We start from the raw sequence: 19,869 nt of genomic DNA, 5'->3' as shown, positions 1-19,869 counted from the left end.
CCGCTCCCGGGAGTTCACATTATTTCAACTAACTAGCCGTCTTCCTGAGAGGCCTTGTATGCGGCTACGATCTTTTCGGTTTCCTGCGGGGGGCATTCCTCGTACTGGGCAAACTCCATGAAGAAGGTCCCCTGCCCGGCGGTCATGGAGTTCAGGTCCGGAGCATATTTGAGCATCTCGGCCATGGGCACATGAGCCTTGATCTCGGTCACTCCGGCCTGCGAATCCGAACCGAGCACCTTGCCGCGACGACTGGAAAGATCGCCGATGACATCACCCATGAAGGAATCGGGCACGGCCACGGTCACGAGCATGACCGGCTCGAGCAACGCCATCTGGGCCTTTTCCGCCGCCTTCTTGAAGGCCAGCGAACCGGCCACCTTGAAAGCCATTTCCGAGGAGTCCACGGTGTGGAACGAACCGTCATACAGGGTCACCTTGAAGTCGATGACCTGAAATCCGGCCAGCACGCCGCGGCGGGCGGTTTCCTGAACGCCCTTGTCCACGGCCGGGATGAACTGACGCGGGATGGAACCGCCCACGATCTTGTCCTCGAACTCGTATCCAGCGCCATGCGGCTGAGGCGCCACATGAATCCAGCAGTCGCCGAACTGGCCGCGTCCGCCGGACTGCTTCTTGTGGCGGCCCTGAATCTCCGTGGCTCCGGTCTTGAAGGTTTCGCGGTACGGAACCTTGGGAGTCTTGAGCAGGATATCCACCTTGTAGCGGCGCTTGGCCTTTTCCACGGAAATCTCGATGTGGTTCTGGCCCATGCCGGAAAGCAGGATGTCCGCGGATTCCTCATCGCGGGAGAGGTTCAGGGTAATGTCCTCGTCCAGCAACTTGGCCACGGCGGAATAGACCTTGTCCTCCTCGCCCTTTTCGGCCGGAGCCAAGGCATAGGTGATGAGCTGGGGAGCGAGTTCCGGCTTCCTGAGCTTGAATTCGTTCTTTTCGGCGCACAGGGTATCGCCGGTGGAGGTATTCTTGAGCTTGGCAAGAGTCACGATGGCGCCCGGACCAACGGGCTCCTTGGCCGTGCCCTGTTCCTTGCCCTGCATGAGCAGGAGCTGACCGATGCGTTCCTTTTCCTCCTTGGTGGCATTGAGCACCACGGAGTCCGGGGACAGTTCGCCGGAAAGCACGCGGACAACCGTCAGCTGCCCGGCAAAGGAATCGGCCATTGTCTTGAACACGAACGCGGCCAGAGGGGCATCCGGGGAACTGGCCCGTTCGCCCTCCTCGCCTTCCCACACGGCGTGATCGAGCGGGCTGGGGAGCAGGTCCTGTACGGCGTCCAGAATGAGACTGCCGCCCATGTTGTTCAGGGCCGCAGCCACGACAACAGGCACCAGTTCGCCGGAAAGCACGCCTGCCTTGAGTCCCTTGATGATATCTTCGGAAGAGAGTTCGCCGTCCTCGAAGTATTTTTCCATGAGTTCTTCGTCGGACTCGGCAACATTCTCCACCATTGCCTCGCGCATAGGTTCCACGATGTCCGCGAGATCAGCGGGAATGTCGGCTTCGGTAACGCCGCCGTCCTCGCCGAACATCAGGGCCTTGCCGGACAGCATGTCCACGACGCCCTTGAAATTTTCCTTGCTGCCGATGGGATAGTAAAGAAGTGCCGGGCGAGCGCCCAAGGCTTCGGAAATGGATTCGAACGCGGGATCGAATTCCGCACGATCACGGTCCATCTTGTTGATCACGATAAGGGAGGGACGTCCGGCCTTGTGCACCTCGGCCCACACTTTGCGGGTCAGGGGCTTGACGCCGTCCACGGCATCGATAACAAAGACCACGCCGTCCGCGGCGGTCAGCATGTAGGAAAGATCGCCGCTGAAATTGGAGTCGCCCGGAGTGTCGATCAGATAATGCTGGTTCTTGTTCCACTGGTAGCTGGCCAGACCGGGTTGCACGGAGCCGCGACGCTTGATTTCCTCGGGTTCGAAATCGAGAACGGTGCTTCCTTCCTCGACCTTTCCGAGACGATTGACGACGCCGGCAGTGTAAAGCAACATTTCGGCGACGGAAGTCTTGCCGCTTCCGCCGTGACCTACAAGGGCATAGGTTCTCTGCGTGTTCAGATCCGACATTCTTTACTCCATCAATTTATGCAATTTACATACGCTGGGGCACCTCTCCCCTTCTTAACACTTCCCTCTTGGTTTCCGGCGGGTTACACCCTCGGGAGGAAGTGCAACGCGAAAACGCCTGTTGAGCGCCCGCGCTCGGAAAGGGATACATCTTCGTTAAATTAAAAGGTTGTTTTTCCAATTTTCCTCAACATCTAACACTAACGGATTGCAATCCGTAGCATGTATTTCAACCAAAATAAACCAGCAGGAGGGTGCTTTGCTCCTTTCCAATGAAATTATTGCGATTCAGCCCAAAACCCTGAACAGGAAAGGAAAACACCTGTTTTGGGCCGCCGCCCCTGACAAGTTCCTGCTTCAATCCCTGCGGGATTTCGGCCAGACCATGCCCGTGCTGGCCGAGGAAACCGACAAGGGCATGTCCCTTGTGACCGGGCATGCACGGGTTGCCGCCCTGAGCGAACAGGGCACTCCGGTTCTGGCCCGAATGGTGCGGGGCGCGGACCCGATTTCCCGAGGCCTGCTCTATCTTGCGGACAATGCGCAGCGCCCGCTGGACGATGGCATGCGGCTGGACGCCATGCTGTACTTCTCGGAATGGATGGACAGCAAGCGCCTTTCCGCTGAAATCCTTCCCAGACTCGGCGTCCGTCCGGGCAGCAAGGACGCCAAGGCCCTCTTCACATGGCTCGGCATGCCCGAAGCGTGGCGAGTCCACCTCAAGGCAGGCCGCGTGCCACTGGCCTCGTCAACCATACTGGCCCGGCTCAAACAGGACGAACTCGACGCGCTGGAGCCCTTTTTCCTGCAGCTTTCGTGGTCGCGCTCCAACGGCGTGAATTTCCTGACATGGATATACGAAGGCGCACGCATGCACGATTGCGGCATTGCCCAGGCGCTTGAACAGGCCGAACTCCCCGGCATGCTGACTCTGGGACTCTCCCCCAAGGACACCATTGCCAGATTGAGCGCATCGGCCCGCGCCTACAGATTCCCGGACCTGACCGAACTGCAATCCCGGTTCACCACCCTTTCCCGCGAGCTGTCCGCCGGAACGGTCTGGCGCGTGGGACAGGCCGACAACTTCGAGACCGGTGGCGTGGAAATCTCGGCCCGCATCAAGAACGACGGCCAACTCGCCAAGGCGCTTTCCGATCTGGGCATCATCTCGGAATCCCCACTCTGGGAACGGCTTTTTGCCTTGGGGAGGTCCGATGACTGATCTCCGCGAACTGCCCCGCCAATTCCACAAGATCAACAAGGTGTACGTGGACGAGTCCATGGTGGACGTGCCCATGGCCCGCCGCGTGCGTGAACGGTTGCAAGGCACGGTCAAGCAGGACATTCCATGGGAAACCGTTCCGGCCGGCACCGACCGCGTGGTGTTCGAGGAAGACGGTCAGGCGCTCTATCTCAAGGAATACAAGGGGAAATTCCTGCGGTTCTGTCCGGGAACCCGCGCCTACCACTGCTGCGGATACCGCATCATCCACATTGGCGAGAACTGCCCGCTGGCCTGTTCCTACTGCATTCTTCAGGCATATTTTCAGGACAGACTGCTCAAGATATGGGCCAATCAGGACGCCCTGTTCCGCGAGCTGGGCGATGCGTTCGGTGCGGACCCGGGCAAACAATACCGCGTGGGCACCGGAGAATTCACGGATTCGCTGGCATTGGAACACCTGACAGGATACAGTCACGACCTTGTTGCCTTTCTGGAAAACCACCCCAACGTGGTTCTGGAACTCAAATCCAAGGTCATCGACCTGTCGTGGATGAAGGCGGCCACACGCACGGACCGCGTGCTTCCTGCATGGTCCCTGAATGCGCCATGGGTGCACGAGCACGAAGAGATCGGCACCTATTCCCTGATCGAACGGCTGGAGGCGGCCCGCACCTGCGCCGAAGCCGGATTCCGGGTCTGTCTGCATTTCGACCCCATCATCTACTATCCGGGATGGCGCGAAGGCTATGCCGAAATCATCGACATGATCTTCGACTACGTAAAACCGGAACAGATCGCCTACATGAGCCTCGGCTCATTCCGATCCATGCCGCAGCTCAAGCCCATCATCGAACAGAACTTTCCGAAGGCCAGCTACATATACAATGAATTCGTGCCCGGTCTGGACGGCAAGACCCGCCTGCTCCGCCCAAAACGCGTGGAGCAGTTCAAGTTCATGGTGGACAGGCTGCGCAGACACGGCATGGACAAACAGATGTATTTCTGCATGGAATCCACGGAAGTATGGAACGAAGTGTTCGGCTATGCGCCCGCCGACCTCGGTGGCCTGAACCGACATCTGATGAACAGAGCCTTCGGCGAATAATGGCCCGAAATACGGGTCTGGCACTTGCCAAGCGCAAAAATATGGGGTACTGACCCCCGACTTCAAATTCACACATCCCGCAGAATCTCCGGGTGGCCCGCAGGTGCGCGGCTGTTTTTTCGGACAGCGGGATGGAGGAAAAACCCAGGAGGAATTATGGCTTACGTAACCATGAAGCAAATGCTGGAGACCGGCGTTCATTTCGGTCATCAGACCCGTCGTTGGAACCCCAAGATGCGCCCGTTCATTTTCGGCGCCCGCAACGGCATCCACATCATCGACCTGCAGCAGACCGTGAAGCTGTTCGCCAAGGCCCACGATTTCATCGCGGACGCCGTGGCCAAGGGCGGCAAGGTTCTGTTCATCGGCACCAAGCGCCAGGCTCAGGAAGCCGTGGCTCAGGAAGCCGAGCGCGCAGGCATGTTCTTCGTCACCCACCGCTGGATGGGTGGCACCCTGACCAACTTCCAGACCATCAAGGGCTCCATCGACCGCCTGAAGAATCTGGAAACCATGTTCGAAGACGGTTCCATCAATCGTTTCCCCAAAAAGGAAATCGTGCACATGAACCGCGAGGTCAAGAAGCTGAATCTGGCTCTGGGCGGCATCAAGGACATGACCGAAGCTCCGGCCGCCGCTTTCGTGGTCGACCCCAAGCGCGAACACATCGCCATCCAGGAATGCCGCAAGCTGGGCATCCCGGTCGTGGCCGTGACCGATACCAACTGCGATCCCGACATGATCGACTACATCATCCCGGGCAATGACGACGCCATCCGCGCCATCAAGCTGTTCGCCACCCACATGGCCGACGCATGCCTCGAAGGTCAGGCCCAGCAGAAGGACGCTGCCGCCAAGGCCAAGGAAGAGGCTGCCCAGGAGAAAAACGAAGTTAAAGCCGAGGCCGCCGAAGGGGCCAAGGAGGAGAAGTAATGGCTATTTCCGCTGCTATGGTTAAGGCCCTGCGCGACAAGACCGGCGCAGGCATGATGGACTGCAAGAAAGCCCTGGTCGAATCCGGCGGCGACGAAGAAAAAGCCATTGTCTTCCTGCGCGAAAAGGGTCTGGCCAAGGCCGCCAAGAAGGCCGGCCGCGCCACCTCCGAAGGTCTGGTCGTGGTCAGGATTGCCGACGACGGCAAGTCCGCTTCGATCGTGGAACTGAAGTGCGAGACCGACTTCGTGGCCAAGAACGAAGACTTCAAGGCCTTCGCCGAACAGCTGGCCGAAACCGCTCTGGGCATGGCTGCCACCGACGGTCTTCAGGACCTGCCCGAAGAGGCCGGCAACATCACCGACCTCATTGCCAAGCTGGGCGAGAACATGGCTCTGGGCCGCTACGCCAAGGTCGAGGCCGACGGCGTGATCGGTGCCTACGTCCACTCCAACAGCAAGCTGGCCGCTCTGGTCATGCTGAACGGCTCCGATGACGAAGCCACTGCCAAGGACGTGGCCATGCAGGTTGCGGCCGTGGCTCCGGCCTGCGTTTCCCCGGACCAGCTGCCTCAGGACGTGCTGGAAAAGGAAAAGGGCATCTACCTGAAGCAGGCCATGGACGAAGGCAAGCCCGAGAACATCGCCGAGAAGATCGTGATCGGTCGCCTGAACAAGTTCTACAAGGAAGTCTGCCTGATGGAGCAGCCCTTCATCAAGGATGACAAGAAGAGCATCAAGAATATCATCGGCGACGCCGAGATCAAGGGCTTCATTCGCTTAGCCCTTGGGGACAACGCCGAATAGGTGATTGAACAAAACGGGCCGCAAGGCCCGTTTTTTTTGCCCGAAATCAGTGTTATGGTCCTGACGGACGAAGAAAAACCTTATTGACACACAGGGGAGAATATGGACAAAGTGCGGTTTTCACGGGTTCTGCTCAAACTTTCCGGCGAAGCGCTTGCCGGAGAACAGAAATTCGGCATCGAGCCTGCCACCATCGACCAGATCGCGGCGCAAATCGCCGACGTCGCCAAAAATGGCGTTGAAGTCGTTCTGGTGATCGGTGGAGGCAACATTTTCAGAGGCATGGCCGCCAGCGCCAAGGGCATGGACCGCGCCCAGGGCGACTACATGGGCATGCTGGCAACGGTGCTGAACGCCCTGGCCGTGCAAGACGCCCTGGAAAAGAACGGCTGCGACACCCGCGTGATGACCGCGATCAGCATGCGGGAGGTGGCGGAGCCCTACATCCGCAGGCGTGCCATCCGGCATCTGGAGAAGGGACGCGTCGTGATCTGCGCGGCAGGCACGGGCAACCCCTACTTCACCACGGATACCGGAGCGACCCTGCGTGCGCTGGAACTCAAGTGCGACGCCATTCTCAAGGCCACCAAGGTCGATGGCGTGTACGACAAGGACCCGGCCAAATTTGACGATGCGGTCCGATATGACACGGTGACCTACTCGGAGGCTCTGGAAAAACGCCTCGGCGTCATGGACGCCACGGCCCTGGCCATGGCCCGGGACAACGAGTTGCCAATCATCGTATTCAACCTGTATGCCGAAGGGAACATCCGCAAGGTTGTCGACGGCTACACGATAGGAACCACGGTCCAAGGAGGAAACTAGCATGCAATCGGTTCTGGACGACGGAAAAAAACGGATGAGCGGTGCATTCACCGCCCTGGAAAACGACTTCAGCAAACTCCGCACCGGGCGAGCATCCACTTCGCTGGTGGATGACGTTACCGTGGAATACTACGGTACTCCCACGCCCCTGAACCAGATCGCGTCCGTATCCATCCCCGATTCCCGGACCATCACCATCCAGCCGTGGGACAAGGGCGCCTTTTCCGCCATTGACAAGGCCCTGCTCAAGTCCGACCTCGGTCTGACTCCGGTGAACGATGGCAAGCTGATCCGCATCTCCATCCCGCCCCTGACCGAGGAGCGCCGCAAGGAGCTGGTCAAGGTCGCCAGGAAGTATACCGAGGAAGCCCGCGTGGCCATCCGCAATGTCCGCCGCGACCTGAACGAGCAGCTCAAGAAGCTCCAGAAGGACAAGGACATCACCGAGGATGACCAGCGCAGGGGACAGGACGACGTGCAGAAGCTCACGGACGACACCGTCAAGCGTTGCGACGACGCCTTGGCCGCCAAGGAAAAGGAAATCATGGAGCTGTAGGCTTCATTCGCGAATTATGAATATCCCGACCCATATCGCCGTCATCATGGACGGCAACGGAAGATGGGCCAAAAAGCGCGGGTTGCCCCGGACCGAAGGCCACAAGGCCGGAACCGAGGCGGCCCGCGCCGTTGTCACCCGTTGCCGGGAACTCGGCGTCCGCCACCTGACCCTGTACACCTTTTCCAAGGAAAACTGGTCGCGGCCAAAGGCCGAGGTGCGCACCCTGTTCGAATTGCTGGTCTCGTTCATGAAGAGCGAAGGGCCGAGCCTCAAGCAGCAGAACATCCGGCTCAAGGTGCTGGGTGAACTCGACGACCTTCCTCTGGCTGCGCGGCAGGCGCTTCGCCATGTGATCAAGTCCACGGCCGACTGCACGGAAATGACCCTGAATCTGGCCCTGAACTACGGCGGACGGGATGAAATCCTGCGAGCCTGCCGATCGCTGACGGCCAGGGGCGTGCCCCCCGAGGACATCACCGAGGAAGCTTTCCAAAACGAATTGTGGACGGCTGGACAGCCTGATCCCGACCTCGTGATCCGCACCAGCGGCGAATACCGGCTGTCCAACTACCTGCTCTTTCAAGCCGCTTACGCGGAGTTGTATTTCACGGACACCTACTGGCCCGATTTCACGCCTGAGGCTCTGGAAAAGGCCATACAGGATTACAATTCCCGGCAACGCCGCTTCGGCAAGACCGGGGAACAACTCGCCTGATCCAATTTCCTGCGAATCATTGCAGCAGGTTGCCCCTGCCCGGGATATGGATTACACAAAACGGGTTACGGACAAAACCGCACGCAACCCCAACCAGAGACGACACGTATGGATAACTCCACGCACCGGAAACGCATTGCCACCTCCATAGTACTCGCAGGGATTCCGGCCCTGGGCCTCGCATTTCAGGGGTGGGTGCTTTTCGTTGTCCTGGCCTTTTTCAGCGCCCTGACCCTGTGGGAATTCTACTCCATGTTCAGCCCGCCCCGCGGCATGGGCCTGTTCAAATGTCTGGGCGCGGGATTCACGTTTCTGCTCATGGGCGCGTTTTCCACCGGCAACATGGTCTGGCCCGCACTGGTCATGATCGCCGCGTTCTGGGCAGCGGCGCTGACATTCCTGTTCCGCTACAGCAGCAAGGACACCGCCACCTTTTCCCAATCCGCGATATTTCTGGCCGGACTGGCCTACATCCCGCTCAATTTCCACTTCTTCCTGAATTTCAACCGACTCGAAATCCTGCTGGTTCTGCTCGCCGCCGTCGTATCCGACACCGCAGCATTCTATGCGGGCACCCTGTTCGGCAAGACCAAGATATGGCCCCAGATCAGTCCCAAGAAATCCTGGATCGGCAGTCTGGGCGGATTTGCGGCCTGCGTGGCCTCGATCACGGCTTTGGGCATGTCCTTCGGTTCCGCCCCGGTCTGGCAGTGGCTCATTCTGGGGGCGGCGCTGAACATAGCGGCCCAGTTCGGCGATTTTTTCGAATCCGCGCTCAAGCGGACCCTCGGGGTCAAGGACTCCGGCTCCCTTCTGCCCGGACACGGCGGATTTCTGGACCGCGTGGACAGCCTGCTTCTGGTCGTCCCGGTCTACGGCTTCGCCAAACTGCTTCACCCGTTCTTCGGGTAGGCGCAACCCCCGGCTCGCATCGTGAAGACATATATTTCCCCATGGCCGCAAACGGCCGCTCTCCCGCCCTTTCCGCGCACGGTTTCCGTGCTGGGCGCAACCGGGTCCATCGGCGCAAGCGCGCTCAAGGTCATGGCCCGACACAAGGACAAATTCACGGTCACGGCTCTTGCCGGTGGCCGCAACGCCAAACGGCTGGCCAAACTGGCCGTGGAGTTCCGCCCCGAATTCACGGCCCTGCTCACGGATGAGGCGGCCCGGGAATTCAAGTCCCTGCTGCCCTCGGACTACTCCCCGAAGATTCTGGTCGGGCCGGAGGCCTATGTCACGCTGGCAACCCTTCCGCAGGCCGATCTGATCCTCTCCAGCATCGTGGGCGCAGCAGGATTCCCGCCCACGCTGGCAGCAGCCCGCGCAGGCAAGGTCATAGCACTGGCCAACAAGGAATCCCTTGTGCTGGGCGGCCACATCATTCGCAAGGCCTGTCATGAATCCGGTGCCGTGATCCTGCCCGTGGATTCCGAACACAACGCCCTGTTTCAGGGACTGCTCGGCCACTCCTCGGAAGATGGCCTGCACAAGCTCATTCTGACGGCCTCGGGTGGCCCGTTCCGTGGCCGAAATCGCGCCTTTCTGAAAACCGTGACCCGGGATCAGGCCCTTGCCCATCCCAACTGGAGCATGGGCGCCAAGATCAGCATCGACTCGGCCTCGCTCATGAACAAGGGACTGGAAGTCATCGAAGCCTGCCACCTCTACGGCGTATCCGTGGACCAGGTGGACGTGGTGGTGCATCCCCAAAGCATCGTGCATTCGCTCGTGGAATTCGCAGACGGTTCGCAGATCGCGCATCTGGGACAACCGGACATGCAGATTCCCATTGCGCACTGCATGTGCTTCCCGGAACGCGTCACTCTGGACGTGAAACGGCTCAATCTGGCTGAAGTGGCCACCCTGACTTTCGAGAAACCGGACAAGAGCGCCTTTCCCTGTCTTCGCCTCGCATTCGAGGCATTTCAGGCGGGCCCAAGCCACCCCACCGTGCTGAATGCGGCGAATGAAGTGGCCGTGGACCTGTTCCTGAAGGAGCGCATCCACTTTCTCGACATTCCCGCCATGATCGAACGCGCCCTGTCCGACCATGCCCCCATCCCCGTGGACACTCCCGAAGCCATTCTCGACCTGGATCGGGAAGTCAGGGCACAAGTCCGAGGCCGGGCCTAGCCATTGGGCAAGAAATGATTATCCTACGCAGTGACACTGCAAACAACCCGCGTACGAGGTGACGATGTTTACCAGCGGAATAGCCATCCTGCTCGTTCTTGGCGGGCTCATTTTCTTTCATGAATTCGGGCACTTCATTGTTGCCCGCGGCTTTGGCATGGGCGTGCACGCCTTTTCCCTCGGCTTTGGTCCCAAGCTCCTCGGTTTCACCCGTGGCAACACCCTGTACAAGGTGGCGGCCATTCCTCTTGGCGGCTACGTCCAACTGGCCGGGGAAACAGGCGAAGAGGAAGAGGACAGCCCGTTTCCGCCCGAGGCATTGTTCTCCAACCGCCCGGCATGGCAACGCATGTGCGTTGTTGCGGCAGGTCCGATCTTCAATCTGCTGCTTGCATTCCTGATCTACTGGTTTCTGGCTCTGGCTCAGGGCGTGGGCTACTATCTGCCCGTTGCCGGAACCGTGGTTCCGGACTCTCCGGCCATGGCCGCAGGCTTTGAACAGGGCGACCGCATCCTGAACATCGACGGCACCCCGATAGACAGCTGGACCACCATGGTAAAGGTCATCCGCCAGTCCGAGGGCAAGAAACTGCACGTCACGGTCCAGCGCGACGATACGAAACGCAATCTTGAAGTCACGCCCGAGGTCAAGACCTACAAGAACATCTTCGGCGAAGACACCCAGGTCGTGGCCGTGGGCATACAGCTCGACGGCTCGCTGGCCTTCCGCCCGGTGGAGGGGCTCGGCCTCAGGGAGGCCCTGACCATCACATGGTTCAAGACCGTGTTGATCGTGGACGGGTTCATCAAGATCGTCGAACGCCTCATCCCGCTGGATACCATCGGCGGCCCCATCGCACTGGCTCAGGTAATCCACAAGGGTGCGCAATCAGGCCTGTTCGATCTGCTCGGATGGACCGCCATCATCTCGATCAACCTTGCCATTCTGAACCTGCTGCCCATCCCGGTGCTGGACGGCGGGCACATCCTGTACTTTTTTCTGGAAATCATCCTTCGCCGCCCCATTGACGAAAAATGGCGTGCGGTGGCAACCCGTGTCGGCATCGTATTCCTGCTGGCACTCATGAGCCTGGCTATATTCAATGACATCCGCAGACTCTTCTCGTAAGGACCTTGTTCTCGCAGTCAACGGCTGCGAGGAACGGCTTCAGGTCGCACTTGGCAGAACCGAACGGGACGGCGTGCATCTGCTCGCCTCCCGCGAATGGACCGTGCCCGGGCAATCCGTGCGCTACCTTGTTCCCGGCATCAGTGAGATGCTGGCCGATTTCGGCGCAGCCATGAACCGGGTCGCACGCATGGCATGCACGCGCGGACCGGGCAGTTTCACGGGCCTGCGCCTTGCCCTGGCCGCTGTGCAGGGCCTTGCCGCCGGACAGTCCGTTCCTCTTGCCGGACTCGACTACATGCCGCTTCTGGCCAAGGCTCCGGCCCCCCTGCTGAACGGCACCCTGCATGTCCTGACCTATGCCCGGCGCAATCACGTCTACCTGCAATCCTTTTCCTGTCCGAATGCCGCCTCCCTCGGCCCGGCAACCGCGTTGAAAACCGACGCTGCACTGACTCTGCTCGAGACCGATTCCGGTCCGGCTTCAGCCTTGGGCTCGGGCCTTGCCAAGCACCCGGATTTTCGTGATGCACTGGCAGACAAGGGTATCAGAATCCTGCTTCCGCACTGGGATGCTCCGACGCCGGAAATCCTGCTTGAGGCGGCCATGAGTGCCGATTTCTCGAACACGCCCATCGATCCCCTGTACATCCGCGTTTCCGATGCCGAGGAGAACCTGCCCTTCATCGCAAAAAAACGCGGCATCGATCCCGAGGAAGCCCAACGCAGGCTGGACGAATACCGCAAGTAGAGACTGACAGCCCATTGCGGGCCGGATGCATGTTCGGGTAGTCTGCGGCTTTCGCAACCGCAACCCCGAGGCTCTCATGCGCGCCGATCCCATTCTGCTGGAAGTCTTCAGAAACCGCTTTTCCTCCATTGCCGAGGAAATGGGCGTCACCCTCACCCATACCGCGTTCTCCCCGAACATCAAGGAACGGCGCGATCTGTCCTGCGCCATCTTCGACAGCCGGGGCGACATGGTTGCACAGGCCGCACACATTCCCGTGCACCTCGGGTCCATGCCCCTGTCGGTCAAGGCAGCCATGCGTGCAGCGGCCGAATACGGCGGATTCGCACCGGGCGACATGGTCATGCTCAACGATCCGTTTCAGGGCGGCACGCATCTGCCGGACATCACCCTGATAGCTCCGGTGTTTGCCGAAGACTCTCCCTCTCCGATCCTTTTCACGGCCAACCGCGCGCATCATGCGGATGTGGGCGGCATGGCCTCCGGTTCCATGCCTCTGTCCTCCTCCCTGTTTCAGGAAGGATTGATCATCCCGCCCGTCAAAATCGTTCGTCAGGGGAAAACCGATGCAAATCTGATGCGCCTGATTCTTGCCAATGTGCGTACGCCCGGAGAACGCCGCGGCGATTTCGCGGCCCAGATCATGGCCAACACCATCGGGGTACGCAGGCTGAACCAGTGCATCGATCGCCACGGCCTGCCCCTGATCACGGACTATGCACAGGCCCTGATGGAGTATTCCGAACGCCTGACGCGGCAGGCAGTGTCTTGCATACCGGACGGGAAATACACGTTCGAAGACGTGCTGGATTCGGACGGTCTGGAAACGCGCAATATCCGAATCAGTCTGAAAATGACCATCAGAAACGACTCCGCAATTCTGGATTTCACGAATTCGGCGGATCAGGTTCCCGGAAGCGTCAATGCCGTAAGGGCCATCACGCTTTCCGCAGCGCTGTATGTATTCCGCAGCCTTGCACCGGGCAATGTACCAGCCAATGCGGGTTGCCTGCGCCCTCTGCAGGTGAAGACGCGCCCCGGCAGCATTGTGGATGCGAGGTTCCCCGCAGCCGTGGCTGGCGGCAACGTGGAAACCTCGCAGCGCATCGTGGACGTGATATTGGGCGCATTGGCCAAGGCCGTGCCGGACATGATGCCCGCAGCAAGTCAGGGCACCATGAACAACCTGACCATCGGCGGCATCCACCCGGACACGGGCCGCGCCTTCGCCTATTACGAAACACTGGCCGGCGGCATGGGCGCATCCGCAGCCGGACCAGGGGAAAACGCCGTGCATTCGCACATGACCAACACCCTGAACACGCCTGTGGAGGCGCTGGAATACGCATATCCCTTTCGGGTACGGGAATATTCGGTACGACGCGGCTCGGGCGGAGCAGGACGGCACGCCGGAGGACATGGGCTGATACGGGACATGGAAATGCTGAGTCCCTGCGAAACGACCGTACTTTCGGAACGACGCAACCATGCTCCGTTCGGCACGGCCGGTGGCGAGGCCGGACTCCCCGGCACCAACAAGCTGCTGAGACGGAAAGACACTCGCATCATGGCCGACAAGTTTCACGAAAGTCTGGACAGGGGAGACAGAATCCGGCTGGAAACTCCGGGGGGCGGAGGCTGGGGCGACAAGGCCTGATCAAACGGCAGACAAAAAAACTCCCGGAATCGGCAGGGTGACACTCAGGCTGATGCCGACTGCGCGACTCCGGGAGTTCGTGGGGGGCGTTATTCCTAGGAAACGAGACGCTCCACAGTGCTTTTGAGCTGTCTTCCCAGCGGGGTCTGCTGGGACATTTCCCTTTCCACCTTGGCAATACCCTTGAGCACCGTCGAATGACGGCGGCCAAGACGTTCGCCAATGGCCTTGAGCGACATCTCGGTATGCCTGCGGGCCAGAAAGAAAGCCGTATTGCGCGCGAGCACGATCTGCCGCTTGCGGCTCTTGGAGCGCAGCTCCTCCTCGCTGAGATCGTAGCTGCGGCAAATGAATTCGATGATGTGCGGAAAATCCGGGGACGCATTGTGCACGGCGTAATTTTCCAGCACTTCCCACGCCATGTCCATGGTCACGGTCCGGTTCAGCAGCTTGGCCTTGAGCACCAAATTGTTCAGGCAGCTCTCCAACTGACGAATGTCCGTGGTGATCCGCTCGGCCAGCAGATCGGACACTTCCACGGGCACGGACACCTGAAGCCTGCGCGCCTTTTCCAGCACGATGCGCCGTCTGGTCTCGAAATCCGGGGTGCCGATATGGGCAAGAAATCCGGAACAGAACCGCGACACGAGCTGGGAGTCGATTTTCTTGAGCTCCTTGGGCAGGAACGAACTGGTCAGGACAACGCGACAACCGCGATTGTTCAGGGCCTTGAGTGTGCACAGGAGTTCGTCCTGCATCTTCTCCTTGCCCTGAAAGAAATGCACGTCCTCCAGCAGGAGCACGTCGGCCTTCTCGCGAAAGCGGGTCTTGAACTGATTCACCTGATTGCCCTTGATGGCGAGTACGAGCCGGGTTGCGAATTCCTCGGCGGACAGGCTCATGACATTCAGGCTGTTCCGATTGGAGTGACGGCAAATCTCCTGACCGATGGAGTGCAGCAGATGGGTCTTGCCAAGACCGGGAGCCGAACTCAGAAACAGATGATCGGAATTGAAGATATTACCACAAATGGACTTGCTGGCCGCACAGGCCAGCTCATTGCTGGGGCCGACCACGAAATCGTCGAAGCTGAACCGCCAATTGCTGACGGTAACCGCCTTGGGCGCATCGGCAATGGGCAGGCCCAGCGGCTTGGCAATGGACCGGACCATGGGTTTGAGCATTTTTTTGGCAGGCGCCTTGCGGGGCGCCCCCACCTCCACGGTGACTCGTGGTGAGCCACCCATGACCTCGGCAGCGGCTTCACAGATGACCTGAAGCAGACGGTCCCTGACCCAGTTGGCCACAAAGGCGTTCGGCGCAAGCAATTTCAGCCGGTTGCCTTCGACATGGCCTTCCAGCGGCTTGATCCAGACGCTGAAAAGACCAGGGTTGAGGCTCTTCTCCAAAGAGTTGAGGATTTGCTTCCAGGCAGTTGTCATCATGGAGTTGGATTTAGTTGAAAGCTCAGTAAGGGACAATTCTCGTAATCCTTCTGTTCGCCCAAATCACGGGCAAGGTTATCGACAAGGTCAGCCTTTTACAGCACCCTGTTTTCATTGAAATTCTAATGTATTCCTTGCTACGCCTGCTTTCGCCGTCCAACAAGCATGAAACAAACGTGTCACAAGGGTTTTGCTGGTGTGAGGCGGGCAGCCTGCCGCCATGTTATCAACATGGTGAAATTTATTTTCCACACCACGAAATCTCAATTTCGCCATTTTCCGCACTATTTCATTGAAATACTATTCCCCGAAAGATTATTTCTTTACAAATATACTCTGAATTCGTTTTCTCTGATTTGCCGATCAATCCACAACACCTCGATATCATGGCAAATTCACCTCAAAACCCTTCCATATGAGAAAAAATACTGTATTGGGTACCTATTGTACCCGGACAAAAAACAGGCAACCCCAAGGCTTCCCGCCCCTTTCAATAGGAACATTTGCAACACGCCAAAATAACAGACCTTCTCTACAAGATGTCCCGAAACACAAGAGCTACGCGCCTTTCGACGCGTAGGGAAAAATCCCGGCAGTGGGAAAAATTAAGTCAGATTTTCTCTGGTAGGATATTTGCCGCAGGCGAATTTGCCCGATTCCGGACAATAACCAAGCATCTCGCACCGCGCACCACCCCGAGAGAATATGGGGGGAAGCTCCTGCTTGCATTTTTCAAGCATGGCGTCGGCAAGCGCACGAATCTCCCACTGTGCGCGATTGCAGCAGCGCAGATTGAAGAAATGGTGCAGGCTCCGGCAATTCATGGTAACAACGATCTTGGTCTCCGCGGCCTGAGGCAGGACGAAACGGGCGTCCTCGTTGGCCTTGGACTTGCGGCCATGGGCAACGAGAATGTCACGCAGGTCGGCGTAGGCATCGCCGACTTCCTGCATGAATGCCTCGAACCGGGCCTTGGCCTCGGGAATTCGCGCAATGGCCGGAGGCATGATGTAGTCCATGCTGTCCGTGACATAGCGCTGACTCTGCTGGGAATAGGACGCGATCCGATGCCGGACGAGCTGATGGGAACACGCGCGGGAAATGCCTTCCGCCGCAAACGTGAAGCAGACGTGTTCCACCGGGCTGTCGTGGCCTGACTCCAACACCTTGGAAACGAAATCGGCCTGAACCTCCCGGTCGACCTCGCCGGACAGCAGCTTGGGCCACATGTCGGCAACAAAACCGGCATGATAGCACTGCCGAAACGCGGCATAGATCAGAGACAGGGCATTCGGGGTGACAGCAAGCAGCTCAACCCTGAGCGAGGCTTCAGGCATGAAACGGGTCCTTTCTTGGTTCTTGTGTTCGTGACGGAGAAATCCTTACCCCAAACTGAATCAAAATGAAACCGCTTGACCGACATTTTAGGAAGGCATAAAGGGCTTGCCCATGGATACACAATCTCTTGTTTCAATCTTGCAGGCGTCTATAGCGCCCTTCGTGCTCATCTCGGGCATTGGACTGCTGCTGCTTTCGATGACCAACCGCATTGCCCGGCCCACGGACCTCATCCGCCAGATTCTGACGGAAATGGACACGGCCCCGGCCGCACACAGACATCTGCTCTTCCAGCAGGTGGCTCTGCTTCGCAAGCGTTGCTACATCCTGCGCGCTTCCATCGCCTTGGCCATCCTGGCCATCTTCTGCGTGAGTGGCGTGACCCTGCTCCTGTATGCGATTCAGCTCTTCAACCTGCAGCTGACGCATGTGGTGGAAATCGTATTCGGATTATCCCTGATCAGTCTGATCGCTTCCCTGCTCTTCCTGCTGGAGGACTTTCGAATCACCCTGATTTCCCTGGACATCGAAATCGGCAGAAAAACCGAAGCCAAATAATCCTTCAACCAGCAACTTTCCGGGCTGCGCATGCCCGGAAGACAAGCCCCCCCGCAAAGAATGCGGGGGGCTTGCTTTTTTTTCGACCATGCCTCAAAACGAAATCTTCTCCAACGCGCTTTGCAGCATCTCATCGGGCGATTCCGGCTGAATGATGAAATGCAGCACGGAGTAGAACACCGGCTCCATCCGTTCGAGCCGATCCGCCGTGCCTTGCCACAGCGCATCGAAATCATCCCCATCCCGAAAAACGCTCTCGGCCAGAGACCGGGCATCGCGCAAGAGATAGAGGACCTTTCCGGCACCGTGAAGTATGGACCGCACAGCCTCCTCCCGAACCAGAACATCCGCAAGCACCACGATCCCGTCCGACTTTGCCAAAGCAGCCAAGGCCTGATCCACGGTTTCCGGCTCGCACACGTCCTTGCCCAAGGCCTCGGCAATTCCCCGTGCAAGAGTCGCCTTGCCCGCACCGGGCAGCCCCACCAGAATCACGTTTCCGGTCCCGGCCCAGGCATCCGCATAATCCTCTCTGGTCTCACCTCTGCTGAAAACCCGGGTCAACCCGGATTCCTCCACATCGTGCTTTTTCTGAATAAAGGACATGATACTCCCTGTTTTTCCTGATAACATGCTTGATCGCAATGCGTTGTACCAAGTGCGCACCGGAAACCGCAAACGGAAAAACATGCCCAAGGAACTGATTCACTTTCATGTGGCGCAGGCCACGGCTGCCCGGCTGGCCGACACGCGTTTTGCCGAGGCTGCGGCCCGTCACGAATCCGCCCTGCTTCTCGGGTCGGTGTTCCACGATGCCCTGTTCTATGCGGTCACCCCGGGCGCGGCCCCTGCGGAACGTCTCGCGCACATGCTGCACGGCGCGGATGGACAGGACACCTTCGCCCTGCTCGGACTTCAGGCCGAACTGGTGCGCCAATGCCCCAAACGCGGCCCGGCAACCGCAGCATTCGTGGGAATGGCCTCCCACATCATGACGGACGCGGTCATGCATCCCATGGTCTGGTATTTCTCCGGAAACTATTACGGCGACAATCCTCTGGAAAGGACTCTGGTCCGCCAGCGGCACCGTGCTCTGGAAAGTCTCATGGACATGACCCTCGTGCCGGAGATGATCGACAACTCCCGCTACAGGTTGCGCCACCAGCTCGCATCCCTGAACGAGGAAAGGCCATGGCCCGTGCAGGGTCTGGCCCAAATGGCAGGACTCGACGGCCCACGGATGCAGCGGGCCGTTTCGACCGGCTGGCGGATATTCGGAACGCTCCAGTCCCTGTTTCCGATCCGCCCTCTGGCGCAAAGCCTGTTTGCATTGCGCCGCATCCTTCCGGACAGTGCTGCGGAAGTGGCCGCGCTGTTCTACGCGCCCCAGCTTCTGGCCCAGCAGTCTCCCTTGCAGGGAAGCATAGCCTATCGCCACCCGGCCACGGGCGAACATCATGTCGCATCCCTGCCCCAAATGGCCGAAACCGCAGCGGACCGCGCCGAGGCACTCTGCCGTAATTTTGCGCCACATCTTTTCGACAATGCTCCGCCGCCCTCCAATGCAGCCGGACCATCAATGGACGCAGGGCTGGCCGACACACCGGCTTCGGCCATGCGGCATTTCGCCAATCCGCCCTATCCCGAAATCTGAAATTCCCGGAGCATATTGCGTCAATGACGACTTTTCTTTACCTTATCTACAACCCCGAACCGTCAACCAAGGAGACCCCATGAAAAAATACCTGATCATTGCAGGCGGCGCGCTTGTCGTGGCCGTGCTCGGACTCGTCGTGCTCGCGGTTCTCAACCTCGGCACTCTGGTCAAGACCGTGACCGAGACCTACGGGCCCCAGTTCACGCAAAGCAAGGTGGAGCTCAAGTCCGCAGACATCTCCTTTTTCACCGGTTCCGGCGCGCTCAAGGGTTTCGTGCTCGGCAATCCCAAGGGATTCACCGCCCCCAATGCATTGGAATGCGATCTGGTCCGGGTCACGGTGGACAAGAATTCCCTGGCCTCCGACACCATCGTGATCAAGGAAATCCTGATCAACGGCCCTGTCGTAACCTATGAAAAAAAAGGCAACACCGACAATTTCAAACAGCTTCAGGCCAACATCAACAAGGCGGTTTCCAGCGAGGAATCCGCAGCCGCGCAGAAAAAGCCCGCACCGGATGAACAGGACAGCCAGCAGGTCAATCTGATCATCGAAAACTTCATTGTCACTAACGGCAAGGTCAAGCTCGCCGGTTCCCTGCTCAACACGCTGGGCGGCGGCAAGGCCGTGGACATAGCCCTGCCCGACCTGCACGTCAGGGATATAGGCAGGAACAAGCAGACCTCGCCCGCCGAGGCGTTCGCCGTGGTTCTTTCCCAGCTTTCCGGTGATGTGACCGGCACGGCTGGGCAGGCCATCAAGGATATCGGCCAAAAGGCCGGAGAAGTCATGGAAGGTGTCGGCAAAAGCGCCGGGTCCGTGGGCGACACCATCAAGGGGTTGTTCGGCGGCGACAAACAGTAGCCGTTCCCTGCTCACTCAACCGGGAATCCGAAAGGGTTCCCGGTTTTCATTTGGCTGTTCGGGCAACAT

Annotated in this window: 19 protein-coding genes; 15 read left to right on the top strand and 4 right to left on the bottom strand. The window is 59.1% G+C overall.

Translation table 11 applies throughout. The annotated features are described in order from the left end of the window. Positions 1 to 32 precede the first annotated feature (32 nt). Entirely contained in the window at positions 33 to 2,096 is a 2,064-nt protein-coding gene (locus MPN23_RS01160) for an elongation factor G (protein ID WP_243545639.1), read from the bottom strand. 259 nt (positions 2,097 to 2,355) lie between these two features. Between MPN23_RS01160 and MPN23_RS01155 the strand changes: the two genes are divergently transcribed. From MPN23_RS01155 to MPN23_RS01100, 12 genes are all read left to right on the top strand, one after another. Continuing rightward, positions 2,356 to 3,318, top strand: coding sequence for a ParB N-terminal domain-containing protein (locus MPN23_RS01155; RefSeq protein WP_243545638.1), 963 nt, complete (start codon positions 2,356 to 2,358; stop codon positions 3,316 to 3,318). Continuing rightward, the gene (locus MPN23_RS01150; RefSeq protein WP_243545637.1) at positions 3,311 to 4,426 is read left to right on the top strand and encodes an SPL family radical SAM protein; all 1,116 of its coding nucleotides are present in this window, start codon (positions 3,311 to 3,313) and stop codon (positions 4,424 to 4,426) included. Before MPN23_RS01155 ends, MPN23_RS01150 begins: the two co-directional genes overlap by 8 nt. 156 nt (positions 4,427 to 4,582) lie before the next feature. Continuing rightward, positions 4,583 to 5,359, top strand: a complete 777-nt coding sequence (gene rpsB, locus MPN23_RS01145; RefSeq protein WP_243545636.1) for a 30S ribosomal protein S2 — start codon at positions 4,583 to 4,585, stop codon at positions 5,357 to 5,359. Next, positions 5,359 to 6,165, top strand: coding sequence for a translation elongation factor Ts (gene tsf, locus MPN23_RS01140; protein WP_243545635.1), 807 nt, complete (start codon positions 5,359 to 5,361; stop codon positions 6,163 to 6,165). Before rpsB ends, tsf begins: the two co-directional genes overlap by 1 nt. Before the next feature lie 102 nt (positions 6,166 to 6,267). Then, positions 6,268 to 6,990 carry a UMP kinase gene (pyrH, locus tag MPN23_RS01135; protein ID WP_243545634.1) on the top strand — a complete coding sequence of 241 codons (723 nt, stop codon included), beginning with the start codon at positions 6,268 to 6,270 and terminating at the stop codon, positions 6,988 to 6,990. A 1-nt stretch (position 6,991) separates the two neighbouring features. Next, positions 6,992 to 7,546, top strand: a complete 555-nt coding sequence (frr, locus tag MPN23_RS01130) for a ribosome recycling factor (RefSeq protein ID WP_243545633.1) — start codon at positions 6,992 to 6,994, stop codon at positions 7,544 to 7,546. A gap of 16 nt (positions 7,547 to 7,562) precedes the next feature. Then, positions 7,563 to 8,264: an isoprenyl transferase gene (locus MPN23_RS01125; protein WP_243545632.1), complete on the top strand. Its 702-nt coding sequence runs from the start codon at positions 7,563 to 7,565 to the stop codon at positions 8,262 to 8,264. A gap of 108 nt (positions 8,265 to 8,372) precedes the next feature. Continuing rightward, the gene (locus MPN23_RS01120; RefSeq protein WP_243545631.1) at positions 8,373 to 9,176 is read left to right on the top strand and encodes a phosphatidate cytidylyltransferase; all 804 of its coding nucleotides are present in this window, start codon (positions 8,373 to 8,375) and stop codon (positions 9,174 to 9,176) included. A 21-nt stretch (positions 9,177 to 9,197) separates the two neighbouring features. Further along, a complete protein-coding gene (dxr, locus tag MPN23_RS01115) occupies positions 9,198 to 10,400 on the top strand; it encodes a 1-deoxy-D-xylulose-5-phosphate reductoisomerase (protein ID WP_243545630.1) in 1,203 nt (400 codons plus the stop codon). Positions 10,401 to 10,464: 64 nt separating this feature from the next. Beyond that, complete coding sequence (gene rseP, locus MPN23_RS01110) at positions 10,465 to 11,529, top strand: RIP metalloprotease RseP (protein ID WP_243545629.1); 1,065 nt, start codon at positions 10,465 to 10,467, stop codon at positions 11,527 to 11,529. Further along, complete coding sequence (tsaB, locus tag MPN23_RS01105; protein ID WP_243545628.1) at positions 11,504 to 12,280, top strand: tRNA (adenosine(37)-N6)-threonylcarbamoyltransferase complex dimerization subunit type 1 TsaB; 777 nt, start codon at positions 11,504 to 11,506, stop codon at positions 12,278 to 12,280. Before rseP ends, tsaB begins: the two co-directional genes overlap by 26 nt. A 76-nt stretch (positions 12,281 to 12,356) precedes the next feature. Continuing rightward, positions 12,357 to 13,937 (top strand): hydantoinase B/oxoprolinase family protein, encoded by a 1,581-nt coding sequence (locus MPN23_RS01100; RefSeq protein WP_243545627.1) that lies wholly within the window; start codon positions 12,357 to 12,359, stop codon positions 13,935 to 13,937. Between the two features lie 95 nt (positions 13,938 to 14,032). On the opposite strand, the gene dnaA is transcribed toward MPN23_RS01100, so the two are convergent. After that, positions 14,033 to 15,382, bottom strand: a complete 1,350-nt coding sequence (gene dnaA / locus MPN23_RS01095) for a chromosomal replication initiator protein DnaA (protein WP_243545626.1) — start codon at positions 15,380 to 15,382, stop codon at positions 14,033 to 14,035. A 605-nt stretch (positions 15,383 to 15,987) separates the two neighbouring features. Then, complete coding sequence (gene thyX / locus MPN23_RS01090; protein ID WP_243545625.1) at positions 15,988 to 16,719, bottom strand: FAD-dependent thymidylate synthase; 732 nt, start codon at positions 16,717 to 16,719, stop codon at positions 15,988 to 15,990. 139 nt (positions 16,720 to 16,858) lie between these two features. Between thyX and MPN23_RS01085 the strand changes: the two genes are divergently transcribed. Continuing rightward, positions 16,859 to 17,278: a DUF2721 domain-containing protein gene (locus tag MPN23_RS01085; protein WP_243545624.1), complete on the top strand. Its 420-nt coding sequence runs from the start codon at positions 16,859 to 16,861 to the stop codon at positions 17,276 to 17,278. A 93-nt stretch (positions 17,279 to 17,371) separates the two neighbouring features. Here the strand turns inward: MPN23_RS01085 and MPN23_RS01080 are convergent, their stop codons facing one another. After that, positions 17,372 to 17,884, bottom strand: a complete 513-nt coding sequence (locus MPN23_RS01080) for a nucleoside/nucleotide kinase family protein (protein WP_243545623.1) — start codon at positions 17,882 to 17,884, stop codon at positions 17,372 to 17,374. 82 nt (positions 17,885 to 17,966) lie between these two features. Here MPN23_RS01080 and MPN23_RS01075 point away from each other — a divergent pair, with 82 nt between their 5' ends. Continuing rightward, positions 17,967 to 18,932 (top strand): zinc dependent phospholipase C family protein, encoded by a 966-nt coding sequence (locus tag MPN23_RS01075; protein ID WP_243545622.1) that lies wholly within the window; start codon positions 17,967 to 17,969, stop codon positions 18,930 to 18,932. A 79-nt stretch (positions 18,933 to 19,011) separates the two neighbouring features. Beyond that, a complete protein-coding gene (locus tag MPN23_RS01070) occupies positions 19,012 to 19,800 on the top strand; it encodes a DUF748 domain-containing protein (RefSeq protein WP_243545621.1) in 789 nt (262 codons plus the stop codon). The last annotated feature ends 69 nt before the right edge of the window (positions 19,801 to 19,869 follow it).

Origin of the sequence: Pseudodesulfovibrio tunisiensis, assembly GCF_022809775.1 — a bacterium.
GTDB lineage: Bacteria > Desulfobacterota > Desulfovibrionia > Desulfovibrionales > Desulfovibrionaceae > Pseudodesulfovibrio > Pseudodesulfovibrio tunisiensis.
The sequence above is the reverse complement of the archived record's forward strand: the minus strand, read 5'-3'. Positions and strand labels throughout refer to the sequence as shown.